A 19,278-nucleotide genomic window follows, 5' to 3' on the forward strand; every position below is an offset into this window, starting at 1 on the left:
GTTCAACTCGACCATTGTGGGAGCGAGCTTGCTCGCGATGGCGATTGACAAGACACCATCGATCCTTGATTGCTTAGACGTGGGGGTCGCCCGGTACTTTACTCGGAGTGGCGTATTGCGGTTTCAGGTGACCGTCCTGATCGAGTAACCAGGCGTCCATGATCTGCCGCACGACCGGGCCGGCGACGCGACCACCGGCCTCGCCGTTTTCGATCATCACCGAGATGACGATCTTCGGATGCTCGGCCGGGGCAAAACCGACGAACAAGGCATTGTCGCGGTTACGCTCCAGGGTTTTCGCCCGATTGTAACGCTCGCCCTGTTTGATCGCGACGACTTGCGCGGTACCACTCTTGCCGGCGATGCGATATTGGGCACCCTGCGCGGCCGCTCGGGCAATCCCGCGAGCGTCGTGCATCACCATTTGCATGCCGTGGTTGACCTGCTCCCAGTCACGCGGGTCCTTGAGCAGGATGTTCGGCATCGGGTGCTCGTCCACCGGCGCGACGCCGTCCACGGTCCTGGCCAGGCGCGGTCGGTTCCACACACCTTTGTTGGCGATCAGCGCGGTGGCCTGTGCCAGCTGAAGCGGCGTGACTTGCATGTAACCCTGGCCGATGCCGAGAATCACGGTCTCACCCGGGAACCATGCCTGCCGGCGCGTGGCACGCTTCCAGGCCTGGGATGGCATCAGCCCGGCAGACTCCTCGAACATGTCCAGCGAGACCTTCTCGCCGAGGCCGAACATCGCCATGTAGTCATGCAGGCGATCGATGCCCAGCTTGTGGGCCAGGTCGTAGAAGTAGGTGTCGTTGGAGCGCATGATCGCCGCATCCATGTCTACCCAACCGTCGCCACTGTGGTTCCAGTTACGGTATTTGTGATCGAAGTCCGGGAGTTGGTAATAGCCCGGATCGAAGACGCGGGTCTGAGGGGTGACGACCCCGGCATCGAGACCGGCAATAGCCACCTCGGGCTTGATGGTCGAACCCGGCGCGTAGAGGCCGCGCAGGACGCGGTTGAACAGCGGCCGATCGATGGAATCGTGCAGCGCCGCGTATTCCTTGAAGCTGATGCCAGTGACGAACAGGTTCGGGTCGAAGCTGGGCTTGCTGACCATTGCCAGCACTTCTCCGGTCGACGGGTCGAGCGCGACGACTGAACCACGACGATCGCCCAAGGCCTCCTCGGCCGCTTCCTGAAGTTTGACGTCCAGGCTCAGGACAATGTTTTTGCCAGGGATCGGATCGGTGTGCTTGAGCACTCGCAGCACGCGGCCCTGAGCATTGGTTTCGACTTCTTCGTAACCCACTTGGCCGTGCAATTCGGACTCGTAGAATTTTTCGATGCCGGTCTTGCCGATGGATTGGGTGCCGCGGTACTCCACCGTATCGAGGACTTTGGATTCTTTTTCGTTGATACGACCGACGTAGCCGATCGAGTGTGCGAAGTGTGCGCCCATCGGGTAATGGCGGACGAATTGGGGCTCGACGTCGATCCCCGGCAGACGGAATTCGTTGACCGCGAGTACCGCGATTTGCTGCTCGCTGAGCTCATAGAACAGCGTGACCGGCACGAACGGGTGGCGCGCCTGCTTCATTGCCTTGGCGAACAGTGTCCGGTCCTCGGCGGGCAAGTGCAGGAGGTTGACCACCTCATCGAGTTCTTCATTGACGTCGGAGGCGCGTTCGCGGGTGATGGTCAGGTTGAAACTGGGGCGGTTGTCTGCGAGGACGACACCGTTGCGGTCGTAGATCAGCCCTCTCGTAGGGGTGATCGGCAGGACATGTACGCGGTTGTTTTCGGAGATCGTCGAGTGATAGTCGAATTCCACCACTTGCAACACATACATGCGCACCACGAGTGCGCAGGAAATGGCGGCGACGAACAAGGCGCAGGCGATCAGCCGCTTGTTGACCAGGCGCGTCTCTTTTTCGTGGTCCTTGATGGGTATCGGTTCAGGCATTTCTGCAGCAGCTCTTTGACTAAAAAAGGGGGTGCCGATCCGTAGGCTTGAAATCAGTCCGTGAAAAAACGAGCTGCACCATACCAAAAACCATGCGGTCACTTTAGCGCGATTTTCTCGAACGGCTGTCCTTGAGGGCCAAAACGACAGTTGGCTATTTGTCTGACTCGTGCGTTTTGCTCAAGATTGATATTCCGATTCATGCATTTTTCTTGCAGATGGGCCTGTAGATACTCGATGCATGTCATTCCATTTTGTTGTTTGGGAGTCTTTTCATGCATCCACGATTTCAACGATTGCTCGGTTCGAATGGGTTTTCCATCGGACTGGAACTGCCGCTGGATAACGATTGGTCCAGCGATGGACAGCGGCTGCGGATTGCTGAGGATCGACCGTTCGGTGTCCCGGATTTGAAGCAGCACGCGACGATGGCGCGCTTGGCTGACAACGCTGGTTTTCGCGCACTTTGGGTACGCGATGTGCCGGTTTACGACCCCAACTTTGGCGATGCCGCACAGGTCTTCGAAACGTTTTCCTATCTGGGGTATCTGGCCGCAATTACCGACAACATCATGCTGGGTACGGCGGCGGTTGTGCTGCCGTTGCGTCAGCCTTGGTTAACGCTCAAGGCCGCGAACAGTGTTGATGAACTGAGTGACGGGCGCCTACTCCTTGGGGTCGCCAGTGGTGACCGTCCGATGGAGTACCCGTTGTTTGGCGTGGACTACGATCAGCGCGGGGAGATCTTTCGCGACACGGTTGAGCTATTGCGCAGCCAAGGTGAGGGCCGTTTGCCTGAAGGTGCTCGTCTGCTGCCGGAGCGAGATCAGCCGGTGCCCTTGCTGGTTGCGGGTCTTGGTCCACAATCCCCTGCCTGGATTGGCCAACACATGGACGGCTGGCTCGCCTATCCAGGCACTCCGGATGAGCATCGACGCCGAGTCGGACTGTGGCGGGAAATCGGCGGCGATAAACCCTACATCAGCTTCGTTCACCTGGATTTATCCGCCGACCCTCATGCACCGATGCGACGTGTGCGTTTCGGTGGCAGTTGTGGACGGTTGGCATTGATTGATGAGCTTCAGGCGCTGCGTGACGTGGGCGTTCAGCACGTTGGCTTACATCTGCGCCGTAGCGAGCGACCGGTTGCTGAAGTTATTGAAGAGATCGCTGAATACGTTCTGCCGAAGTTTCACTAAGGGTGCTGTTGGAACCTGGGGTAGCCGTCGGGCTATCCTTGGTTAGTCACGTCACTTTTCTGCGGACAAAACAAAACCCCTACCTGCATACGCAGATAGGGGTTTCGGAATTTAATCTTGACGATGACCTACTCTCACATGGGGAAACCCCACACTACCATCGGCGATGCATCGTTTCACTGCTGAGTTCGGGATGGGATCAGGTGGTTCCAATGCTCTATGGTCGTCAAGAAATTCGGTAGCCAGGTCGTGGGCCTTTGCAGGTTCACGCTCCAGCGAATGGGTAGGTGATAGCTTTCGGTGTTTTGTGCTGCTTTTGTGAGTACAGTCGAACTTTCGGTTCGTTTCGTCTTCACACACCGCAATCTGGTGCCCTTTCGAGCTCACAAATTGCTTGGGTGTTATATGGTCAAGCCTCACGGGCAATTAGTATTGGTTAGCTCAACGCCTCACAGCGCTTACACACCCAACCTATCAACGTCGTAGTCTTCGACGGCCCTTCAGGGGACTCAAGGTCCCAGTGAGATCTCATCTTGAGGCTAGTTTCCCGCTTAGATGCTTTCAGCGGTTATCTATTCCGAACATAGCTACCCGGCAATGCCACTGGCGTGACAACCGGAACACCAGAGGTTCGTCCACTCCGGTCCTCTCGTACTAGGAGCAGCCCCTCTCAAATCTCAAACGTCCACGGCAGATAGGGACCGAACTGTCTCACGACGTTCTAAACCCAGCTCGCGTACCACTTTAAATGGCGAACAGCCATACCCTTGGGACCGGCTTCAGCCCCAGGATGTGATGAGCCGACATCGAGGTGCCAAACACCGCCGTCGATATGAACTCTTGGGCGGTATCAGCCTGTTATCCCCGGAGTACCTTTTATCCGTTGAGCGATGGCCCTTCCATACAGAACCACCGGATCACTAAGACCTACTTTCGTACCTGCTCGACGTGTCTGTCTCGCAGTCAAGCGCGCTTTTGCCTTTATACTCTACGACCGATTTCCGACCGGTCTGAGCGCACCTTCGTACTCCTCCGTTACTCTTTAGGAGGAGACCGCCCCAGTCAAACTACCCACCATACACTGTCCTCGATCCGGATAACGGACCTGAGTTAGAACCTCAAAGTTGCCAGGGTGGTATTTCAAGGTTGGCTCCACGCGAACTGGCGTCCACGCTTCAAAGCCTCCCACCTATCCTACACAAGCAAATTCAAAGTCCAGTGCAAAGCTATAGTAAAGGTTCACGGGGTCTTTCCGTCTAGCCGCGGATACACTGCATCTTCACAGCGATTTCAATTTCACTGAGTCTCGGGTGGAGACAGCGCCGCCATCGTTACGCCATTCGTGCAGGTCGGAACTTACCCGACAAGGAATTTCGCTACCTTAGGACCGTTATAGTTACGGCCGCCGTTTACCGGGGCTTCGATCAAGAGCTTCGCGTTAGCTAACCCCATCAATTAACCTTCCGGCACCGGGCAGGCGTCACACCCTATACGTCCACTTTCGTGTTTGCAGAGTGCTGTGTTTTTAATAAACAGTCGCAGCGGCCTGGTATCTTCGACCGGCATGGGCTTACGCAGTAAATGCTTCACCCTCACCGGCGCACCTTCTCCCGAAGTTACGGTGCCATTTTGCCTAGTTCCTTCACCCGAGTTCTCTCAAGCGCCTTGGTATTCTCTACCCAACCACCTGTGTCGGTTTGGGGTACGGTTCCTGGTTACCTGAAGCTTAGAAGCTTTTCTTGGAAGCATGGCATCAACCACTTCGTGTTCTAAAAGAACACTCGTCATCAGCTCTCGGCCTTAGAATCCCGGATTTACCTAAGATTCCAGCCTACCACCTTAAACTTGGACAACCAACGCCAAGCTGGCCTAGCCTTCTCCGTCCCTCCATCGCAATAACCAGAAGTACAGGAATATTAACCTGTTTTCCATCGACTACGCTTTTCAGCCTCGCCTTAGGGACCGACTAACCCTGCGTCGATTAACGTTGCGCAGGAAACCTTGGTCTTTCGGCGTGGGTGTTTTTCACACCCATTGTCGTTACTCATGTCAGCATTCGCACTTCTGATACCTCCAGCAAGCTTCTCAACTCACCTTCACAGGCTTACAGAACGCTCCTCTACCGCATCACCTAAGTGATACCCGTAGCTTCGGTGTATGGTTTGAGCCCCGTTACATCTTCCGCGCAGGCCGACTCGACTAGTGAGCTATTACGCTTTCTTTAAAGGGTGGCTGCTTCTAAGCCAACCTCCTAGCTGTCTAAGCCTTCCCACATCGTTTCCCACTTAACCATAACTTTGGGACCTTAGCTGACGGTCTGGGTTGTTTCCCTTTTCACGACGGACGTTAGCACCCGCCGTGTGTCTCCCATGCTCGGCACTTGTAGGTATTCGGAGTTTGCATCGGTTTGGTAAGTCGGGATGACCCCCTAGCCGAAACAGTGCTCTACCCCCTACAGTGATACATGAGGCGCTACCTAAATAGCTTTCGAGGAGAACCAGCTATCTCCGAGCTTGATTAGCCTTTCACTCCGATCCACAGGTCATCCGCTAACTTTTCAACGGTAGTCGGTTCGGTCCTCCAGTTAGTGTTACCCAACCTTCAACCTGCCCATGGATAGATCGCCCGGTTTCGGGTCTATTCCCAGCGACTAGACGCCCTATTAAGACTCGCTTTCGCTACGCCTCCCCTATTCGGTTAAGCTCGCCACTGAAAATAAGTCGCTGACCCATTATACAAAAGGTACGCAGTCACCCAACAAAGTGGGCTCCCACTGCTTGTACGCATACGGTTTCAGGATCTATTTCACTCCCCTCTCCGGGGTTCTTTTCGCCTTTCCCTCACGGTACTAGTTCACTATCGGTCAGTCAGTAGTATTTAGCCTTGGAGGATGGTCCCCCCATATTCAGACAAAGTTTCTCGTGCTCCGTCCTACTCGATTTCATGACTAAGAGATTTTCGCGTACAGGGCTATCACCCACTATGGCCGCACTTTCCAGAGCGTTCCGCTAATCTCAAAGCCACTTAAGGGCTAGTCCCCGTTCGCTCGCCACTACTAAGGGAATCTCGGTTGATTTCTTTTCCTCAGGGTACTTAGATGTTTCAGTTCCCCTGGTTCGCCTCTTAAGCCTATGTATTCAGCTTAAGATAACCATCTTATGATGGCTGGGTCCCCCCATTCAGACATCTCCGGATCAAAGTCTGTTTGCCGACTCCCCGAAGCTTTTCGCAGGCTACCACGTCTTTCATCGCCTCTGACTGCCAAGGCATCCACCGTATGCGCTTCTTCACTTGACCATATAACCCCAAGCAATCTGGTTATACTGTGAAGACGACATTCGCCGAAAATTCGATAATACTCAATTAAGAGCAACTCACAAATTTTACCTTAGCCTGATCCGTTACCAGTGAAAATAACGTTCAGTCTATCTTTCTATCACATACCCAAATTTTTAAAGAACGATCTAATCAAAGACTAGAAATCAATATTCACTTCAGAATATTCATTTCTAAACTCTAACAGCAGAAGCAGTTAATGGTGGAGCCAAACGGGATCGAACCGTTGACCTCCTGCGTGCAAGGCAGGCGCTCTCCCAGCTGAGCTATGGCCCCATACAAAATTGGTGGGTCTGGGCAGATTCGAACTGCCGACCTCACCCTTATCAGGGGTGCGCTCTAACCAACTGAGCTACAGACCCAATTTCGAGCGCGTAACTGTTAGCTGTGAGCTATCAGCTTGGAGCTTAAAGCTGCTTCTATCGTCTTCTTCAATGAATCAAGCAATTCGTGTGGGAACTTATGGAGCAGCTGATGTCGTCGATTAAGGAGGTGATCCAGCCGCAGGTTCCCCTACGGCTACCTTGTTACGACTTCACCCCAGTCATGAATCACACCGTGGTAACCGTCCTCCCGAAGGTTAGACTAGCTACTTCTGGTGCAACCCACTCCCATGGTGTGACGGGCGGTGTGTACAAGGCCCGGGAACGTATTCACCGCGACATTCTGATTCGCGATTACTAGCGATTCCGACTTCACGCAGTCGAGTTGCAGACTGCGATCCGGACTACGATCGGTTTTCTGGGATTAGCTCCACCTCGCGGCTTGGCAACCCTCTGTACCGACCATTGTAGCACGTGTGTAGCCCAGGCCGTAAGGGCCATGATGACTTGACGTCATCCCCACCTTCCTCCGGTTTGTCACCGGCAGTCTCCTTAGAGTGCCCACCATTACGTGCTGGTAACTAAGGACAAGGGTTGCGCTCGTTACGGGACTTAACCCAACATCTCACGACACGAGCTGACGACAGCCATGCAGCACCTGTCTCAATGTTCCCGAAGGCACCAATCCATCTCTGGAAAGTTCATTGGATGTCAAGGCCTGGTAAGGTTCTTCGCGTTGCTTCGAATTAAACCACATGCTCCACCGCTTGTGCGGGCCCCCGTCAATTCATTTGAGTTTTAACCTTGCGGCCGTACTCCCCAGGCGGTCAACTTAATGCGTTAGCTGCGCCACTAAGAGCTCAAGGCTCCCAACGGCTAGTTGACATCGTTTACGGCGTGGACTACCAGGGTATCTAATCCTGTTTGCTCCCCACGCTTTCGCACCTCAGTGTCAGTATCAGTCCAGGTGGTCGCCTTCGCCACTGGTGTTCCTTCCTATATCTACGCATTTCACCGCTACACAGGAAATTCCACCACCCTCTACCATACTCTAGCTTGTCAGTTTTGAATGCAGTTCCCAGGTTGAGCCCGGGGATTTCACATCCAACTTAACAAACCACCTACGCGCGCTTTACGCCCAGTAATTCCGATTAACGCTTGCACCCTCTGTATTACCGCGGCTGCTGGCACAGAGTTAGCCGGTGCTTATTCTGTCGGTAACGTCAAAACACTAACGTATTAGGTTAATGCCCTTCCTCCCAACTTAAAGTGCTTTACAATCCGAAGACCTTCTTCACACACGCGGCATGGCTGGATCAGGCTTTCGCCCATTGTCCAATATTCCCCACTGCTGCCTCCCGTAGGAGTCTGGACCGTGTCTCAGTTCCAGTGTGACTGATCATCCTCTCAGACCAGTTACGGATCGTCGCCTTGGTGAGCCATTACCTCACCAACTAGCTAATCCGACCTAGGCTCATCTGATAGCGCAAGGCCCGAAGGTCCCCTGCTTTCTCCCGTAGGACGTATGCGGTATTAGCGTCCGTTTCCGAGCGTTATCCCCCACTACCAGGCAGATTCCTAGGCATTACTCACCCGTCCGCCGCTCGCCACCAGGTACAAGTACCCGTGCTGCCGCTCGACTTGCATGTGTTAGGCCTGCCGCCAGCGTTCAATCTGAGCCATGATCAAACTCTTCAGTTCAAACATCTTTGGGTTTTTAAGAAACCCTAAACTTGGCTCAGCAATCGTTGGTTACATCTTTGATTTCTCGCGGAGTAACTTGTGATGCTGATAATCTTGTTGACTATCAGTCTGACTCCACAAGCACCCACACGAATTGCTTGATTCAGTTGTTAAAGAGCGGTTGGTTAAGATCTTTCGTCTCAACCGAGGCGCGCATTCTACAGCAGCCTCTGTTGCTGTCAAGCGGTTATTTTCAGAAGTTTTCAAAGCTTCCTTTGCAACTTCAACCACTTGCGCTTCCGATCTCTCGTTAGCGGGAGGCGAATTCTACAGCGTTACTCGCTGCTGTCAACACCTCTTTTTCTCCGCTTTCGACCGAGAAGATCGAACCGTCAATCAAGCCAAACAACCCTGCCTGATCAACTCCTTCTGGGCTTCGATGACCTGAAGCAACTCGCTGCCGAAAACTGCGTAACTCATTGTTTACCAAAGAGTTTTCCGTTTCGACTGCGCCGGAAGTGGGGCGAATTATAGACTTCCAGAATCTGCCGTCAACCCCTAATTACGCCTTTCTATCAGGATGTTCAAAATCAATGCTTACATATAGACGCAACCTTCGCGAATGCGCAGTATATTGCCCAATACACAGTACAACACTCTCGCTTCCCACTTCGGACGATGCCACGCAATGAATGACCATCCCCGCAGCCTCGCCTCGACCCTGTTCTCGGTTGGCCTGCTATTAATAGCCATGGCGTCGATCCAGTCCGGAGCCTCGCTGGCTAAAAGCATGTTCCCGATTATCGGCGCTCAAGGGACTACTACCCTGCGGCTGATCTTCGCCAGCGTGATCATGCTGCTCCTGTTGCGCCCGTGGCGGGCGAAGCTCACCAAAAAGTCCCTGCGTACCGTCATCGTCTACGGCATGGCACTGGGTGGCATGAACTTCCTCTTCTATATGTCTTTGCGCACCGTCCCCCTGGGTATCGCCGTAGCCCTGGAATTCACCGGACCACTGGCGGTGGCTATCTATGCCTCGCGCCGCGCGATCGACTTTTTGTGGATAGCCCTGGCTGCCATCGGCTTGCTGCTATTGATACCGATAGGAGCGACGACTGCGGGAATCGACCTAGTAGGTGCCGGTTATGCCTTGGGCGCTGGTGTCTGCTGGGCGCTGTACATCCTGTTCGGCCAGAAAGCGGGCGCCGACAATGGCGTCCAGACCGCAGCACTCGGAGTGATGATTGCCGCACTGTTCGTCGCCCCTATCGGCATCGTCCATGCCGGTGCCGCCCTGCTGACTCCGTCATTGATCCCCGTGGCGATCGGTGTCGCCCTTCTGTCCACGGCCCTGCCCTACACGCTGGAGATGGTCGCTCTCACCCGAATGCCGACCAGAACCTTTGGCACATTGATGAGCATTGAACCTGCTATTGGCGCGCTGTCCGGCCTGCTGTTCCTGAACGAGTACCTCACGCTGTCGCAGTGGATGGCGATCCTGTGCATCATTTTGGCCTCCGTAGGGGCGACCATGACCATGGGCAGTGCTGCCAAGCCTGCGGTAGCGGCGGATTGATACAGGATTTGACTCAGGTCTGGTATTTGCCGCTCAATTAGGCCATGTTTAGGCTCGTAACCCAGTGTCAGGCATGGATTTTTCAGGATAGGGATATCAGAACGCTTCAATCGAAAGCGAATGCAGCCAGACCCGGGCACGAGATCCGGGAACGCTATAAGGACAGTAATGAAACGAATTTTGCTACTGATCGCCGTACTTGCAGTTGCGGGCTGCGCGGCGACATCGAAAACACAAGTCAAACATGGCAAGAAAGGGCTGCATATCAACTGTTCAGGGCTCTCGTCATCCTGGGACAAGTGCTACACCAGCGCCGCCAACTCGTGCGCGCCAAAGGGTTACAAGGTCATCGCCAAGTCGGGGGATGCCGTGGAAGAGCCAGGCGATTATCCATTTGGTCTCAACCCTGCCGGTTATACCAGCCGAAGCATGATCGTTATCTGCAAGTAGATTGAGGCCGCCCGGCAATCTGGCGGCCAATCTCATCGTAGCTGGACTTCAGCACGGTGCGCTGAATGTCTGGAGTGGCCAACATTCGCGCCACGACCAAAGCACCGATGCATTGCGACAGCACCGACCATGCCTGGCTGTCGCTTTCCAGAATCCTCGCCCAACTCTCCTGCAACTGACAAATCCAGATCTCTGCCTGTTGGCGAACAGCGATATCTGAACGGGCAATTTCGGCTCCCAATACCGGTAACGCACAACCGGACTCCGGGTGCTCGACATGGGCCATGCTCAGATAATGCTTCAGGCAACGTTCCAGTCTGTCGCGATCCTGATCAGCCCCCAATCGCTCCAGGCTTTGGCACAACTCGCGCTCGACGATCGAGGCGAACAGTTCGTCCTTCGACGAAAAGTGACTATAGAAAGCGCCGCCACTCAAGCCGATCGCCTTCATCAAGCCGTCGACACCCACCGTGGAAAAACCGGATTTCTTGGCCAACACCGCGCTGCTGCTCAGCAGTTTCTCTTTGGTTTCCAGCTTGTGATTGGCCGAGTAACGCATTGCCTTGCCCTCTGGATTGATCGTCTTGACGCCTGCCAAATCCTAGCATAACGTTCGTTCAGTTAACGATCGTTTAGCAAAGGGATCTACCCATGAATAACAAGAAGGTCGTACTGGTTGTCGGCGCAGGTGATGCCACCGGCGGCGCCATTGCCAAGCGCTTTGCCCAGGAAGGTTTCGTTGCCTGCGTCACTCGTCGCAGCGCGGACAAACTCCAGCCATTGGTTGATGCAATCAAGGCCAATGGCGGTGACGCCCACGGATTTGCTTGTGATGCACGCAAGGAAGAGGACGTGATCGCGCTGGTCGAGCAGATTGAAACCGAGATCGGCTCCATCGAAGCGTTCGTTTTCAACATCGGCGCCAATGTGCCGTGCAGCATTCTCGAAGAAACCGCCCGCAAGTATTTCAAGATCTGGGAAATGGCTTGTTTCTCGGGTTTTCTCAATGCCCGTGAAGTGGCCAAACGGATGGCCAAGCGCCAACGCGGTACGATTCTGTTCACCGGTGCCACCGCCGGCCTGCGCGGGGCGGCGGGGTTTGCAGCGTTCGCCGGCGCCAAGCACGGAATTCGCGCACTGGCTCAAAGCATGGCTCGCGAACTGGGACCGATGAACATTCACGTCGCCCACGTCGTCGTCGACGGCGCCATCGATACCGACTTCATTCGCAACAGTTTTCCGGAAAAGTACGCGACCAAGGAGGAGGACGGCATCCTCAATCCCGAGCACATCGCCGAGAACTATTGGTACTTGCACAGCCAGCCCCGGGACGCCTGGACTTTCGAGCTGGATCTGCGCCCCTGGAACGAACGCTGGTAAGCCCACCTCCCCTACAACAATAAGCAGAGCGCACCGACCATGAGCAAAACCGTGGAGTTCTTTTTCGATCTTGGCAGCCCCGCCACCTACCTGGCCTATACCCAGTTGCCGAAAATCTGCGAGCAGACCGACAGCCAGCTGATCTACAAACCGATGCTGCTGGGTGGGGTCTTCAAAGCCACCGGCAACGCTTCACCGGCGACCATCCCGGCCAAAGGTCGCTACATGTTTCAGGACCTGGACCGCTACGCCAAACGTTACGGCGTGCCACTGAAGTTCAATCCCCACTTTCCTATCAATACCCTGATGCTGATGCGTGCCGTCACGGGTATGCAATTGCGTCATCCCGAACGCTTCCAAGCGTTTATCGATTGCCTGTTCCACGCGCTCTGGGTCGAGGGACGCAGCCTCGATGATCCGGCGACCGTTGCAGCCGTGCTGATGCAAAACGGTTTCGATCCGAACGAAGTACTGGCGCTCACCGCCGACGAGGAAGTCAAAACTGCACTCAAGGACAACACCGAGAATGCGGTCCAACGAGGTGTATTCGGCGCACCAAGCATGTTCGTCGGTGGCCAGTTGTTCTTCGGCCAGGATCGGCTGGACTTCGTCCTTGAAGCCCTGAGTTAGATCTCGATGACCAAGCGACCTTGAGCCGCTCCAGTAGTGAGCAGTTCATGGGCGGCCCCGGCGGTTTGCAATGTGAACTGCCGCGGGTCGAGCAATGGCTTCAGCTTACCGGCCTCAATCAACTGCGCGGCGTCCCGAAGAATCTGTCCGTGATGCTCGCCCCCCTTGCCGGTCCGGCGAATCGTCGCCAATCCACCAGGGTCAAAGCCTTTGTCGACTACATGAGTCAGGCGCTCGAAACAGCGCCTGAACTCCAACCGATCAAATAGCCGCAGTGCGGGTGTTCAGCCACTCAAGGGCCGCGCCATCCAGCAACGGGCTCAAGCGCTCGCGCACCTCGGCGTGGTAAGCGTTAAACCACTGCTTCTCGTCCAAAGTCAGCAGTGATGGCTCCAGGCAGCGGGTGTCGATCGGGCACAGGGTCAGGGTTTCGAATCTCAGGAACTCGCCGAATTCGCTCTTGCCCGCTTCGGTGTTCAACACCAGGTTTTCGATCCGCACACCCCAACGGCCCGGGCGATAAGTACCCGGTTCGATCGACGTGATCATGCCCGGCTGCATCGCAGTTTGCGGTGCAGCGGCGGCCTGATAGGCGATGACTTGCGGGCCTTCGTGCACGTTGAGGAAATAGCCAACACCATGGCCAGTGCCGTGACCGTAGTCGACGCTTTCGGCCCAGATCGGCGCGCGGGCAATCGAATCGAGCAACGGCGAGAGAATGCCACGAGGGAATTGAGCTCGGGACAACGCAATGACGCCTTTAAGCACTCGCGTGCAATCGCGCTTCTGCTCATCTGTCGGCGTACCGACCGGCACCATCCGCGTGATGTCGGTGGTCCCCCCCAGGTATTGACCACCGGAGTCGATCAGCAACAGACCGTCGCCCTCGATCACCGCGTGTTCTTCTTCGGTGGCGTGGTAGTGCGGCATCGCGCCATTGGCATTGAAGGCGGCAATGGTGTTGAAACTGAGCGAAACATACCCCGGACGTCGGGTACGCGCGGCCGTCAGGTGTTCGTCGATGGTCAGTTCGGTGATGCGTTCACAACCCAGCGCCGTATCCAGCCAGGTGAAGAATTCGCACAGCGCCGCGCCGTCCTGCTCCATGGCCTGACGAATGTGCTCGGCATCGGCCAGGCTCTTCTGTGATTTGGCCAGGGTGGTCGGGTTCAGACCTTCGACCAGTTTTACGCCGCTGTTCAGGTTATCCAGCAAACCGGCGGTCACGCGCGCCGGATCGACTTGCAGGCTCGCGCCACTCGGCACGGCACTCAAGGCGTCTGCCACTTCGCTGTAATCGCGCAGCGTCACGCCGTCCTGTTCGAGGACCGCACGCAGCTCGGCATCGACCTTGCTCAGGGCCACGAACAGGGTGGCCTGTTCCTGGCTGATCAAGGCGAAGGAAACGAATACCGGGTTGAACGACACGTCGCCGCCACGCAGGTTGAACAGCCAGGCAATGTCATCGAGGGTGGCGATGAAGTGCCAGTCAGCATCGCGAGCCTTCAAAACCTCACGCAGCTTGGCGAGTTTTTCACCCCGGCTGACGGTCGCCTGAGGCGGCAAATGCTGATAGATCGGCTCATTCGGCAGCGTCGGACGGTCACTCCAGACTTCGCTCAACAGGTCGACGTCGGTGCGCAGACGTGCACCGCGCTCTTCGAGTTTGCCACCCAGTGTACGCGCCGACGCCACGGCCATTACCGCGCCATCCACCGCGACGACGCCGCCTTCAGGGGTTTGTTCGGCGAGCCAGTCCAGCGGGCCTGGCTGGCCCGGTTGCAGCTTGACCAGCTCGATGCCGCTGCCGTTGAGTTCCTTGGTCGCTTGTTCCCAATAACGGCTGTCGGCCCAGACACCGGCAAAGTCCGGGGTAACGATTAGCGTGCCGACCGAACCATGAAAGCCCGACAACCACTGCCGCCCTTGCCAATAGCCCGGCAGGTATTCCGACAGGTGCGGGTCGGCCGACGGCACCAGCAGGGCATGAATGCCCTCCCGGCTCATCAGTTCGCGGGTTTGCGCCAGGCGCTCGGGCACCGATCCATTGATCGAAAGCTGCGTACTCATCATGTCTCCTGCTAATCACTTCATCATTATTGTTGAGTGCCGATCAACGCCGGCACTGTCAGGCCTTATTGCCAGAATGCCGGGGCACTGGCGCAGGCTGCTTTGATCAGTTGCACCGCTTGGTCGATGTCCTGCTCGGTGGTGAACCGGCCGAGACTCAAGCGGATGGTGCGACTCGCCGAGCGGGCGTCATGCCCCAGGGCCAGCAGCACATGGGAAGGCGCATTGCTGGCGGAGTTACAGGCCGAGGTCGCGGAAAACGCGATCGAGCTGCTCAACGCCGCGGAATTGAACTCGCCTTCGTTGAAGGTCAGGCTCAAGGTATGGGGAATGCGCTGGGTCGGGCTGCCATTGAGCCGAACGCCGGGGATGCTCAGCAGTTGCTCGAGCAAGCGTTCGCGCAACCGCACGATCGTGGCTTTTTCTTCCTCGAACGCGGCCGCCGCCAAGGCGAAGGCCACGCCCATGGCGGCGATCTGATGAGTCGCCAGGGTCCCGGAGCGCAAACCACCCTCGTGACCGCCACCGTGAATCTGCGCCTGCAAACGCTGCTGCGCACGCGGGCCGACGTACAGGGCGCCGATGCCTTTGGGGCCGTAAATCTTGTGTGCCGAAAACGACATCAGGTCCACAGGCAATACAGCAAGATCGATCGCGACTTTGCCCGCGCCCTGGGCCGCGTCGACATGGAACAACGCATCACGATCACGCACGATCTGGCCGATGGCCGAGATGTCATTGACCGTGCCCAGTTCGTTGTTGACCTGCATCAGCGACACCAGAAAGGTGTCCTCACGCATCGCCTCGCTGACCGCTTGCGGAGTAATCAGCCCCTCGGCGTCAGGCACCAGATACGTCACGGCAACGCCGGCGTCCTGCAATTGCTTCGCCGTGTCGAGGATGGCTTTATGTTCGATCTGGCTGGTGATGATGTGGCCACCGGACACCCCGCGGGCCTGGGCCACGCCCTTGAGGGCAAGGTTGTTCGATTCGGTCGCGCCGGAGGTCCAGACGATCTGTTCCGCCTGGGCGCCGACCAGCTCGGCGACCTGACGCCGCGCCTGCTCGACCGTTTGCCGGGCCTGTTGGCCGAAGGCATGGGAGCTGGACGCCGGGTTGCCAAAGTTTCCGTTGAAACCCAGACACTCGACCATGACCTTGATGACCCGCTCATCCACCGGCGTGGTGGCGGCATAGTCAAAATACAGAGGACGTTTATTCATAGAAAACTCGCAGAGCATGTTCCGGGATCAGGAGGCTCGTCACTGAAACATCAAAGCGCAGCCTCGTGAGCTGCGCCGATCGTTCAGAGCGTTAGAAATACCTGATCGGAGGCCGTTAAAGAAGAACAACTTCATTTAAAAGTGCGTAGGAACGCTCCTGAAGTCGAGCTTAACAGGCATCGGCCAACCGGTTGAAGCGATGTGTCAGCTAAAGCTCTCGAGCAACAACGGATACAGCGAAGCCACCAACAGCAAGGCCATGCCCCAGTTGAACAGTCGCAACCAGCGACGATCCTTCAACACATTGCGCAACAACGTGCCGCAACCAGCCCAGACGCCGACGCTCGGCAGGTTGATCACGGCAAACACCGCGGCAATCACGATCACATTGGTGAAGTAGCCCTGCATCGGCGTGTAGGTACTGATGGCACCGATGGCCATGATCCAGGCCTTCGGATTGACCCACTGAAACGCCGCCGCACCCAGATAGGTTATCGGTTTGCTGTCGCCCTTTTCACTCTCGGAGACGGGACCTGAATGGGCGATTTTCCACGCCAGGTACAGCAAGTACGCCGCGCCGACGTAACGCAGCACCGTGTAGAGCAATGGATAAGTTTGAAACACGGCGCCCAGGCCGAAACCGACCGCCACGACGAGCACGAAGAAGCCGCAAGTAATGCCCAGCATGTGCGGGATGGTGCGGTGAAAGCCGAAGTTCACACCCGATGCCAGCAACATGGTGTTGTTGGGGCCGGGGGTAATCGAGGTGACGAGGGCAAACAGGGCGAAGCCCAGCAGCAGATCGAGCGAGAGCATGAGCGGCAGTCCAATCAGGGTCAGTCAGGTGTTGACCCTATCGCACGCCCCGGGGGAAACCCATGGACAGTTACGTGAAACTTCGAACGGTACAGTTTGCGATCAGCTTGGACGACCGTGGAGCTGTACAGCACGTTCGGCGTTCATCTCGCCTTGTTTGTCGAAACTGAACGACTTTTGCGGCTGGCCGAGCAATTCGGCTTTTTTCGCATGGTACTCGTCGAAGGACAAACCACGACGATTCAAGGCTTCCAACGCCAGTTCGCGACTTTCTTCAGCGGTGTATGGCCGCAGTTCAGGCGAAACATGGCTGGCACATCCGGCGAGAACGGAGACCGCAAGCAGCAAGAAAGTGGCGAGTAGAGGTTTCATCTGTGGCGTCCTGGTATCTGGGTTCGGGGCAATGAACACAGGCTACTCGCGCCCTTCAATGGGCAGAAATCAACGCTCTCGATAGTGGCTATCGAATTTGGCTAATAACGTTCGGCCTGCGTCATTTATATCTCCAAATGATCTATAAATATTAATTTATGGTCTTTTACGGAATAACAGAGAGCCTCTATAACAGCTCCATCGCCTCCACGCACTGTTGCTCACGCAACTGTTTGCCAGGCAACAGTCATTCAACAAACAGCACTCCAAATCGCACAGCGTTAACTGGCCGATGCGCTGCAAGCCCCGTAAAACGGGGCCTGTATGGATTGGTACAGCTCTTGCTCAAGTCAGTGACTCTTCACTGCTCGCTGAGCAACTGTTTAAAAAGGAACTGATCATGTCGCGTCCATTGAAAGTCGTTGCCCTCTCCGGCGGTACCTGGCGTCCGTCTCGCACCCTGGTGCTGACCCAAGCGCTATTGGCCGAGTTGGCCGAGCAACTGCCGATCGAGAGCAAGCTGATCGAGTTGGGCGACATCGCCCGGCCACTGGGCGCCGCACTGTCCCGCCAGGAATTGAGCGCCGAGATCGAAGCCGAGCTGCAAGCCATCGAGAACGCCGACCTGCTGATCGTCGCCGCGCCGGTTTATCGCGGCTCCTACCCAGGCCTGCTCAAGCATCTGTTCGACCTGATCGACCTCAATGGGCTGATCGACACGCCGGTATTGCTGGCTGCCACCGGTGGCAGCGAACGGCATGCGCTGGTGCTCGATCATCAGTTGCGGCCGCTGTTCAGTTTCTTCCAGGCCCTGACCTTGCCGATTGGCGTCTACGCCACCGAAGCCGATTTTTCCAATTACCAAATAACCAGTGAGCCCTTGAAGGCCCGCATTCGTCTTGCTGCAGAACGCGCTGCGCCGCTGTTTGGCGTGCACCCCAAAAATCTGCTGAAAATCGCTTAAGGATTTCTTCATGGATGTTTTCTGGTTCCTGCCGACCCATGGCGACGGCCATTACCTGGGCACCACGCAAGGCGCGCGCCCGGTGACCCTCAACTACCTCAAACAAGTGGCGCAAGCCGCTGACAGCCTCGGTTATCACGGCGTACTGATTCCTACCGGGCGCTCCTGCGAGGATTCATGGGTGATTGCCTCGGCGTTGGTGCCGTTGACCGAACGCTTGCGTTACCTGGTGGCGATCCGCCCCGGGATCATCTCGCCGACGGTCTCGGCACGCATGGCCGCCACGCTGGATCGACTGTCCAATGGCCGTTTGCTGATTAACGTGGTAACCGGCGGTGATCCGGATGAAAACCGCGGTGACGGCATCTTCCTCGATCACAGCGAACGCTATGAAGTCACCGACGAATTCCTGAAGATCTGGCGCCGCGTGCTGCAAGGCGAATCGGTGGATTTTGAAGGCAAACACCTGCAAGTGCAGAACGCCAAGGCGCTGTATCCGCCGGTGCAGAAACCGTATCCGCCGCTGTACTTCGGCGGATCCTCCGAAGCTGCCCATGAACTCGCAGCAGAGCAGGTTGATGTTTACCTGACCTGGGGCGAACCGCCGGCCGCCGTCGCGGAAAAACTCGCTGATGTGCGTGAGCGTGCGGCGCGAAACGGTCGCACGGTGAAGTTCGGGATTCGTTTGCATGTGATCGTTCGTGAGACGGCCGAGGAGGCCTGGAAAGCGGCGGACAAGCTGATCGAGCACATCAGTGACGAGACCATCGCCGCGGCGCAGAAATCGTTCTCGCGTTTCGACTCCGAAGGCCAGCGACGCATGGCCGCGTTGCATGACGGGCGCCGCGACAACCTGGAAATCTCGCCCAACCTCTGGGCCGGTGTCGGTCTGGTGCGCGGCGGTGCCGGGACGGCGTTGGTCGGTGATCCGCAGCAAGTGGCGGCGCGGATCAAGGAGTACGCGGACCTGGGCATCGAGAGTTTCATCTTCTCTGGCTACCCGCACCTCGAAGAGGCTTATCGCTTTGCCGAGCTGGTGTTCCCGTTGCTGCCCGAGCCGTACGCGAGTCTCGCGGGACGCGGTGTCACCAACCTCACCGGGCCGTTTGGCGAAATGATCGCCAATGACGTACTGCCCACCAAAGCCACGGCCTGACCCGCCCCTTGTAGGAGCGAGGCTTGCCCGCGAAGGCGTTCTGACAGTCGACATTTCTGTTGAATGTGATGGCCTCTTCGCGGGCAAGCCTCGCTCCTACAGAGGTTTTGTGTCGATTTTTATGAGGAACCCCG

Annotated in this window: 13 protein-coding genes, 2 tRNA genes, 3 rRNA genes and 2 pseudogenes; 8 read left to right on the top strand and 12 right to left on the bottom strand. The window is 56.6% G+C overall.

Going from position 1 to position 19,278, the window contains the following annotated elements:
• Window positions 1-73: 73 nt before the first annotated feature.
• On the bottom strand, window positions 74-1,966 hold the full coding sequence (gene mrdA / locus ACYZT6_RS17735; protein ID WP_462028014.1) for a penicillin-binding protein 2: 1,893 nt from the start codon (window positions 1,964-1,966) through the stop codon (window positions 74-76).
• Between the two features lie 275 nt (window positions 1,967-2,241).
• Here mrdA and ACYZT6_RS17740 point away from each other — a divergent pair, with 275 nt between their 5' ends.
• Complete coding sequence (locus ACYZT6_RS17740) at window positions 2,242-3,165, top strand: TIGR03571 family LLM class oxidoreductase (RefSeq protein WP_462028015.1); 924 nt, start codon at window positions 2,242-2,244, stop codon at window positions 3,163-3,165.
• Between the two features lie 115 nt (window positions 3,166-3,280).
• On the opposite strand, the gene rrf is transcribed toward ACYZT6_RS17740, so the two are convergent.
• The 5 genes from rrf to ACYZT6_RS17765 form a co-directional block, all read right to left on the bottom strand.
• Window positions 3,281-3,396: ribosomal RNA gene (rrf, locus tag ACYZT6_RS17745) — 5S ribosomal RNA — on the bottom strand.
• A 174-nt stretch (window positions 3,397-3,570) separates the two neighbouring features.
• Window positions 3,571-6,462: ribosomal RNA gene (locus tag ACYZT6_RS17750) — 23S ribosomal RNA — on the bottom strand.
• Window positions 6,463-6,701: 239 nt separating this feature from the next.
• Window positions 6,702-6,777: transfer RNA gene (locus tag ACYZT6_RS17755), tRNA-Ala, on the bottom strand.
• 9 nt (window positions 6,778-6,786) lie between these two features.
• A tRNA-Ile gene (locus ACYZT6_RS17760) sits at window positions 6,787-6,863 on the bottom strand.
• Window positions 6,864-6,986: 123 nt separating this feature from the next.
• Window positions 6,987-8,525 (bottom strand): 16S ribosomal RNA (locus ACYZT6_RS17765).
• The 16S, 23S and 5S rRNA genes sit together here with 2 tRNA genes alongside, the layout of an rRNA operon.
• Before the next feature lie 670 nt (window positions 8,526-9,195).
• Here ACYZT6_RS17765 and rhtA point away from each other — a divergent pair.
• Together rhtA and ACYZT6_RS17775 are read left to right on the top strand one after the other, a co-directional pair.
• Window positions 9,196-10,083 carry a threonine/homoserine exporter RhtA gene (gene rhtA, locus ACYZT6_RS17770; RefSeq protein WP_462028016.1) on the top strand — a complete coding sequence of 296 codons (888 nt, stop codon included), beginning with the start codon at window positions 9,196-9,198 and terminating at the stop codon, window positions 10,081-10,083.
• Window positions 10,084-10,251: 168 nt separating this feature from the next.
• Window positions 10,252-10,533 (top strand): hypothetical protein, encoded by a 282-nt coding sequence (locus tag ACYZT6_RS17775; RefSeq protein WP_222587803.1) that lies wholly within the window; start codon window positions 10,252-10,254, stop codon window positions 10,531-10,533.
• Here the strand turns inward: ACYZT6_RS17775 and ACYZT6_RS17780 are convergent.
• The gene (locus ACYZT6_RS17780) at window positions 10,520-11,092 is read right to left on the bottom strand and encodes a TetR/AcrR family transcriptional regulator (RefSeq protein WP_462028017.1); all 573 of its coding nucleotides are present in this window, start codon (window positions 11,090-11,092) and stop codon (window positions 10,520-10,522) included. The genes ACYZT6_RS17775 and ACYZT6_RS17780 overlap by 14 nt on opposite strands.
• Before the next feature lie 92 nt (window positions 11,093-11,184).
• Here ACYZT6_RS17780 and ACYZT6_RS17785 point away from each other — a divergent pair, with 92 nt between their 5' ends.
• Both ACYZT6_RS17785 and ACYZT6_RS17790 read left to right on the top strand, forming a co-directional pair.
• On the top strand, window positions 11,185-11,913 hold the full coding sequence (locus ACYZT6_RS17785) for an SDR family oxidoreductase (protein WP_462028018.1): 729 nt from the start codon (window positions 11,185-11,187) through the stop codon (window positions 11,911-11,913).
• A 39-nt stretch (window positions 11,914-11,952) separates the two neighbouring features.
• Window positions 11,953-12,543, top strand: coding sequence for a 2-hydroxychromene-2-carboxylate isomerase (locus ACYZT6_RS17790; protein ID WP_462028019.1), 591 nt, complete (start codon window positions 11,953-11,955; stop codon window positions 12,541-12,543).
• Here the strand turns inward: ACYZT6_RS17790 and ACYZT6_RS17795 are convergent.
• A pseudogene (locus tag ACYZT6_RS17795) lies at window positions 12,540-12,716 on the bottom strand (zinc-binding dehydrogenase); the annotation flags it as partial. The gene ACYZT6_RS17790 and the pseudogene ACYZT6_RS17795 overlap by 4 nt on opposite strands.
• Between ACYZT6_RS17795 and ACYZT6_RS17800 the strand changes: the two are divergent.
• Window positions 12,717-12,812 (top strand): annotated as a pseudogene (locus tag ACYZT6_RS17800) (LysR family transcriptional regulator); the annotation flags it as partial. It abuts the pseudogene before it with no gap.
• On the opposite strand, the gene ACYZT6_RS17805 reads toward ACYZT6_RS17800, so the two are convergent.
• The 4 genes from ACYZT6_RS17805 to ACYZT6_RS17820 all read right to left on the bottom strand — a co-directional run bounded on the left by ACYZT6_RS17805 (window position 12,805) and on the right by ACYZT6_RS17820 (window position 17,024).
• Window positions 12,805-14,613 (bottom strand): aminopeptidase P family protein, encoded by a 1,809-nt coding sequence (locus ACYZT6_RS17805; RefSeq protein ID WP_462028020.1) that lies wholly within the window; start codon window positions 14,611-14,613, stop codon window positions 12,805-12,807. The pseudogene ACYZT6_RS17800 and the gene ACYZT6_RS17805 sit on opposite strands and share 8 nt — an antisense overlap.
• A 65-nt stretch (window positions 14,614-14,678) precedes the next feature.
• On the bottom strand, window positions 14,679-15,836 hold the full coding sequence (locus ACYZT6_RS17810; RefSeq protein ID WP_462028021.1) for an aminotransferase class V-fold PLP-dependent enzyme: 1,158 nt from the start codon (window positions 15,834-15,836) through the stop codon (window positions 14,679-14,681).
• 204 nt (window positions 15,837-16,040) lie between these two features.
• Complete coding sequence (locus ACYZT6_RS17815; RefSeq protein WP_462028022.1) at window positions 16,041-16,652, bottom strand: LysE family translocator; 612 nt, start codon at window positions 16,650-16,652, stop codon at window positions 16,041-16,043.
• 102 nt (window positions 16,653-16,754) lie between these two features.
• Window positions 16,755-17,024 (bottom strand): hypothetical protein, encoded by a 270-nt coding sequence (locus tag ACYZT6_RS17820; protein WP_462028023.1) that lies wholly within the window; start codon window positions 17,022-17,024, stop codon window positions 16,755-16,757.
• A gap of 400 nt (window positions 17,025-17,424) precedes the next feature.
• Between ACYZT6_RS17820 and msuE the strand changes: the two genes are divergently transcribed.
• Together msuE and ssuD are read left to right on the top strand one after the other, a co-directional pair.
• A complete protein-coding gene (msuE, locus tag ACYZT6_RS17825; protein WP_462028024.1) occupies window positions 17,425-17,988 on the top strand; it encodes an FMN reductase in 564 nt (187 codons plus the stop codon).
• Between the two features lie 10 nt (window positions 17,989-17,998).
• Entirely contained in the window at window positions 17,999-19,144 is a 1,146-nt protein-coding gene (ssuD, locus tag ACYZT6_RS17830; RefSeq protein ID WP_033059220.1) for an FMNH2-dependent alkanesulfonate monooxygenase, read from the top strand.
• The last annotated feature ends 134 nt before the right edge of the window (window positions 19,145-19,278 follow it).

This window comes from Pseudomonas sp. RT6P73 (genome assembly GCF_054897715.1).

Excerpts from the sequence above, each read along its gene's own strand:
- ACYZT6_RS17785 (WP_462028018.1), top strand. The coding sequence starts at position 11,185 with ATGAATAACAAGAAGGTCGTACTGGTTGTCGGCGCAGGTGATGCCACC.
- ACYZT6_RS17815 (WP_462028022.1), bottom strand. The coding sequence starts at position 16,652 with ATGCTCTCGCTCGATCTGCTGCTGGGCTTCGCCCTGTTTGCCCTCGTC.
- ACYZT6_RS17790 (WP_462028019.1), top strand. The coding sequence starts at position 11,953 with ATGAGCAAAACCGTGGAGTTCTTTTTCGATCTTGGCAGCCCCGCCACC.
- ssuD (WP_033059220.1), top strand. The coding sequence starts at position 17,999 with ATGGATGTTTTCTGGTTCCTGCCGACCCATGGCGACGGCCATTACCTG.
- ACYZT6_RS17780 (WP_462028017.1), bottom strand. The coding sequence starts at position 11,092 with ATGCGTTACTCGGCCAATCACAAGCTGGAAACCAAAGAGAAACTGCTG.
- ACYZT6_RS17805 (WP_462028020.1), bottom strand. The coding sequence starts at position 14,613 with ATGAGTACGCAGCTTTCGATCAATGGATCGGTGCCCGAGCGCCTGGCG.
- ACYZT6_RS17740 (WP_462028015.1), top strand. The coding sequence starts at position 2,242 with ATGCATCCACGATTTCAACGATTGCTCGGTTCGAATGGGTTTTCCATC.
- ACYZT6_RS17820 (WP_462028023.1), bottom strand. The coding sequence starts at position 17,024 with ATGAAACCTCTACTCGCCACTTTCTTGCTGCTTGCGGTCTCCGTTCTC.
- ACYZT6_RS17810 (WP_462028021.1), bottom strand. The coding sequence starts at position 15,836 with ATGAATAAACGTCCTCTGTATTTTGACTATGCCGCCACCACGCCGGTG.
- msuE (WP_462028024.1), top strand. The coding sequence starts at position 17,425 with ATGTCGCGTCCATTGAAAGTCGTTGCCCTCTCCGGCGGTACCTGGCGT.
- ACYZT6_RS17775 (WP_222587803.1), top strand. The coding sequence starts at position 10,252 with ATGAAACGAATTTTGCTACTGATCGCCGTACTTGCAGTTGCGGGCTGC.
- mrdA (WP_462028014.1), bottom strand. The coding sequence starts at position 1,966 with ATGCCTGAACCGATACCCATCAAGGACCACGAAAAAGAGACGCGCCTG.
- rhtA (WP_462028016.1), top strand. The coding sequence starts at position 9,196 with ATGAATGACCATCCCCGCAGCCTCGCCTCGACCCTGTTCTCGGTTGGC.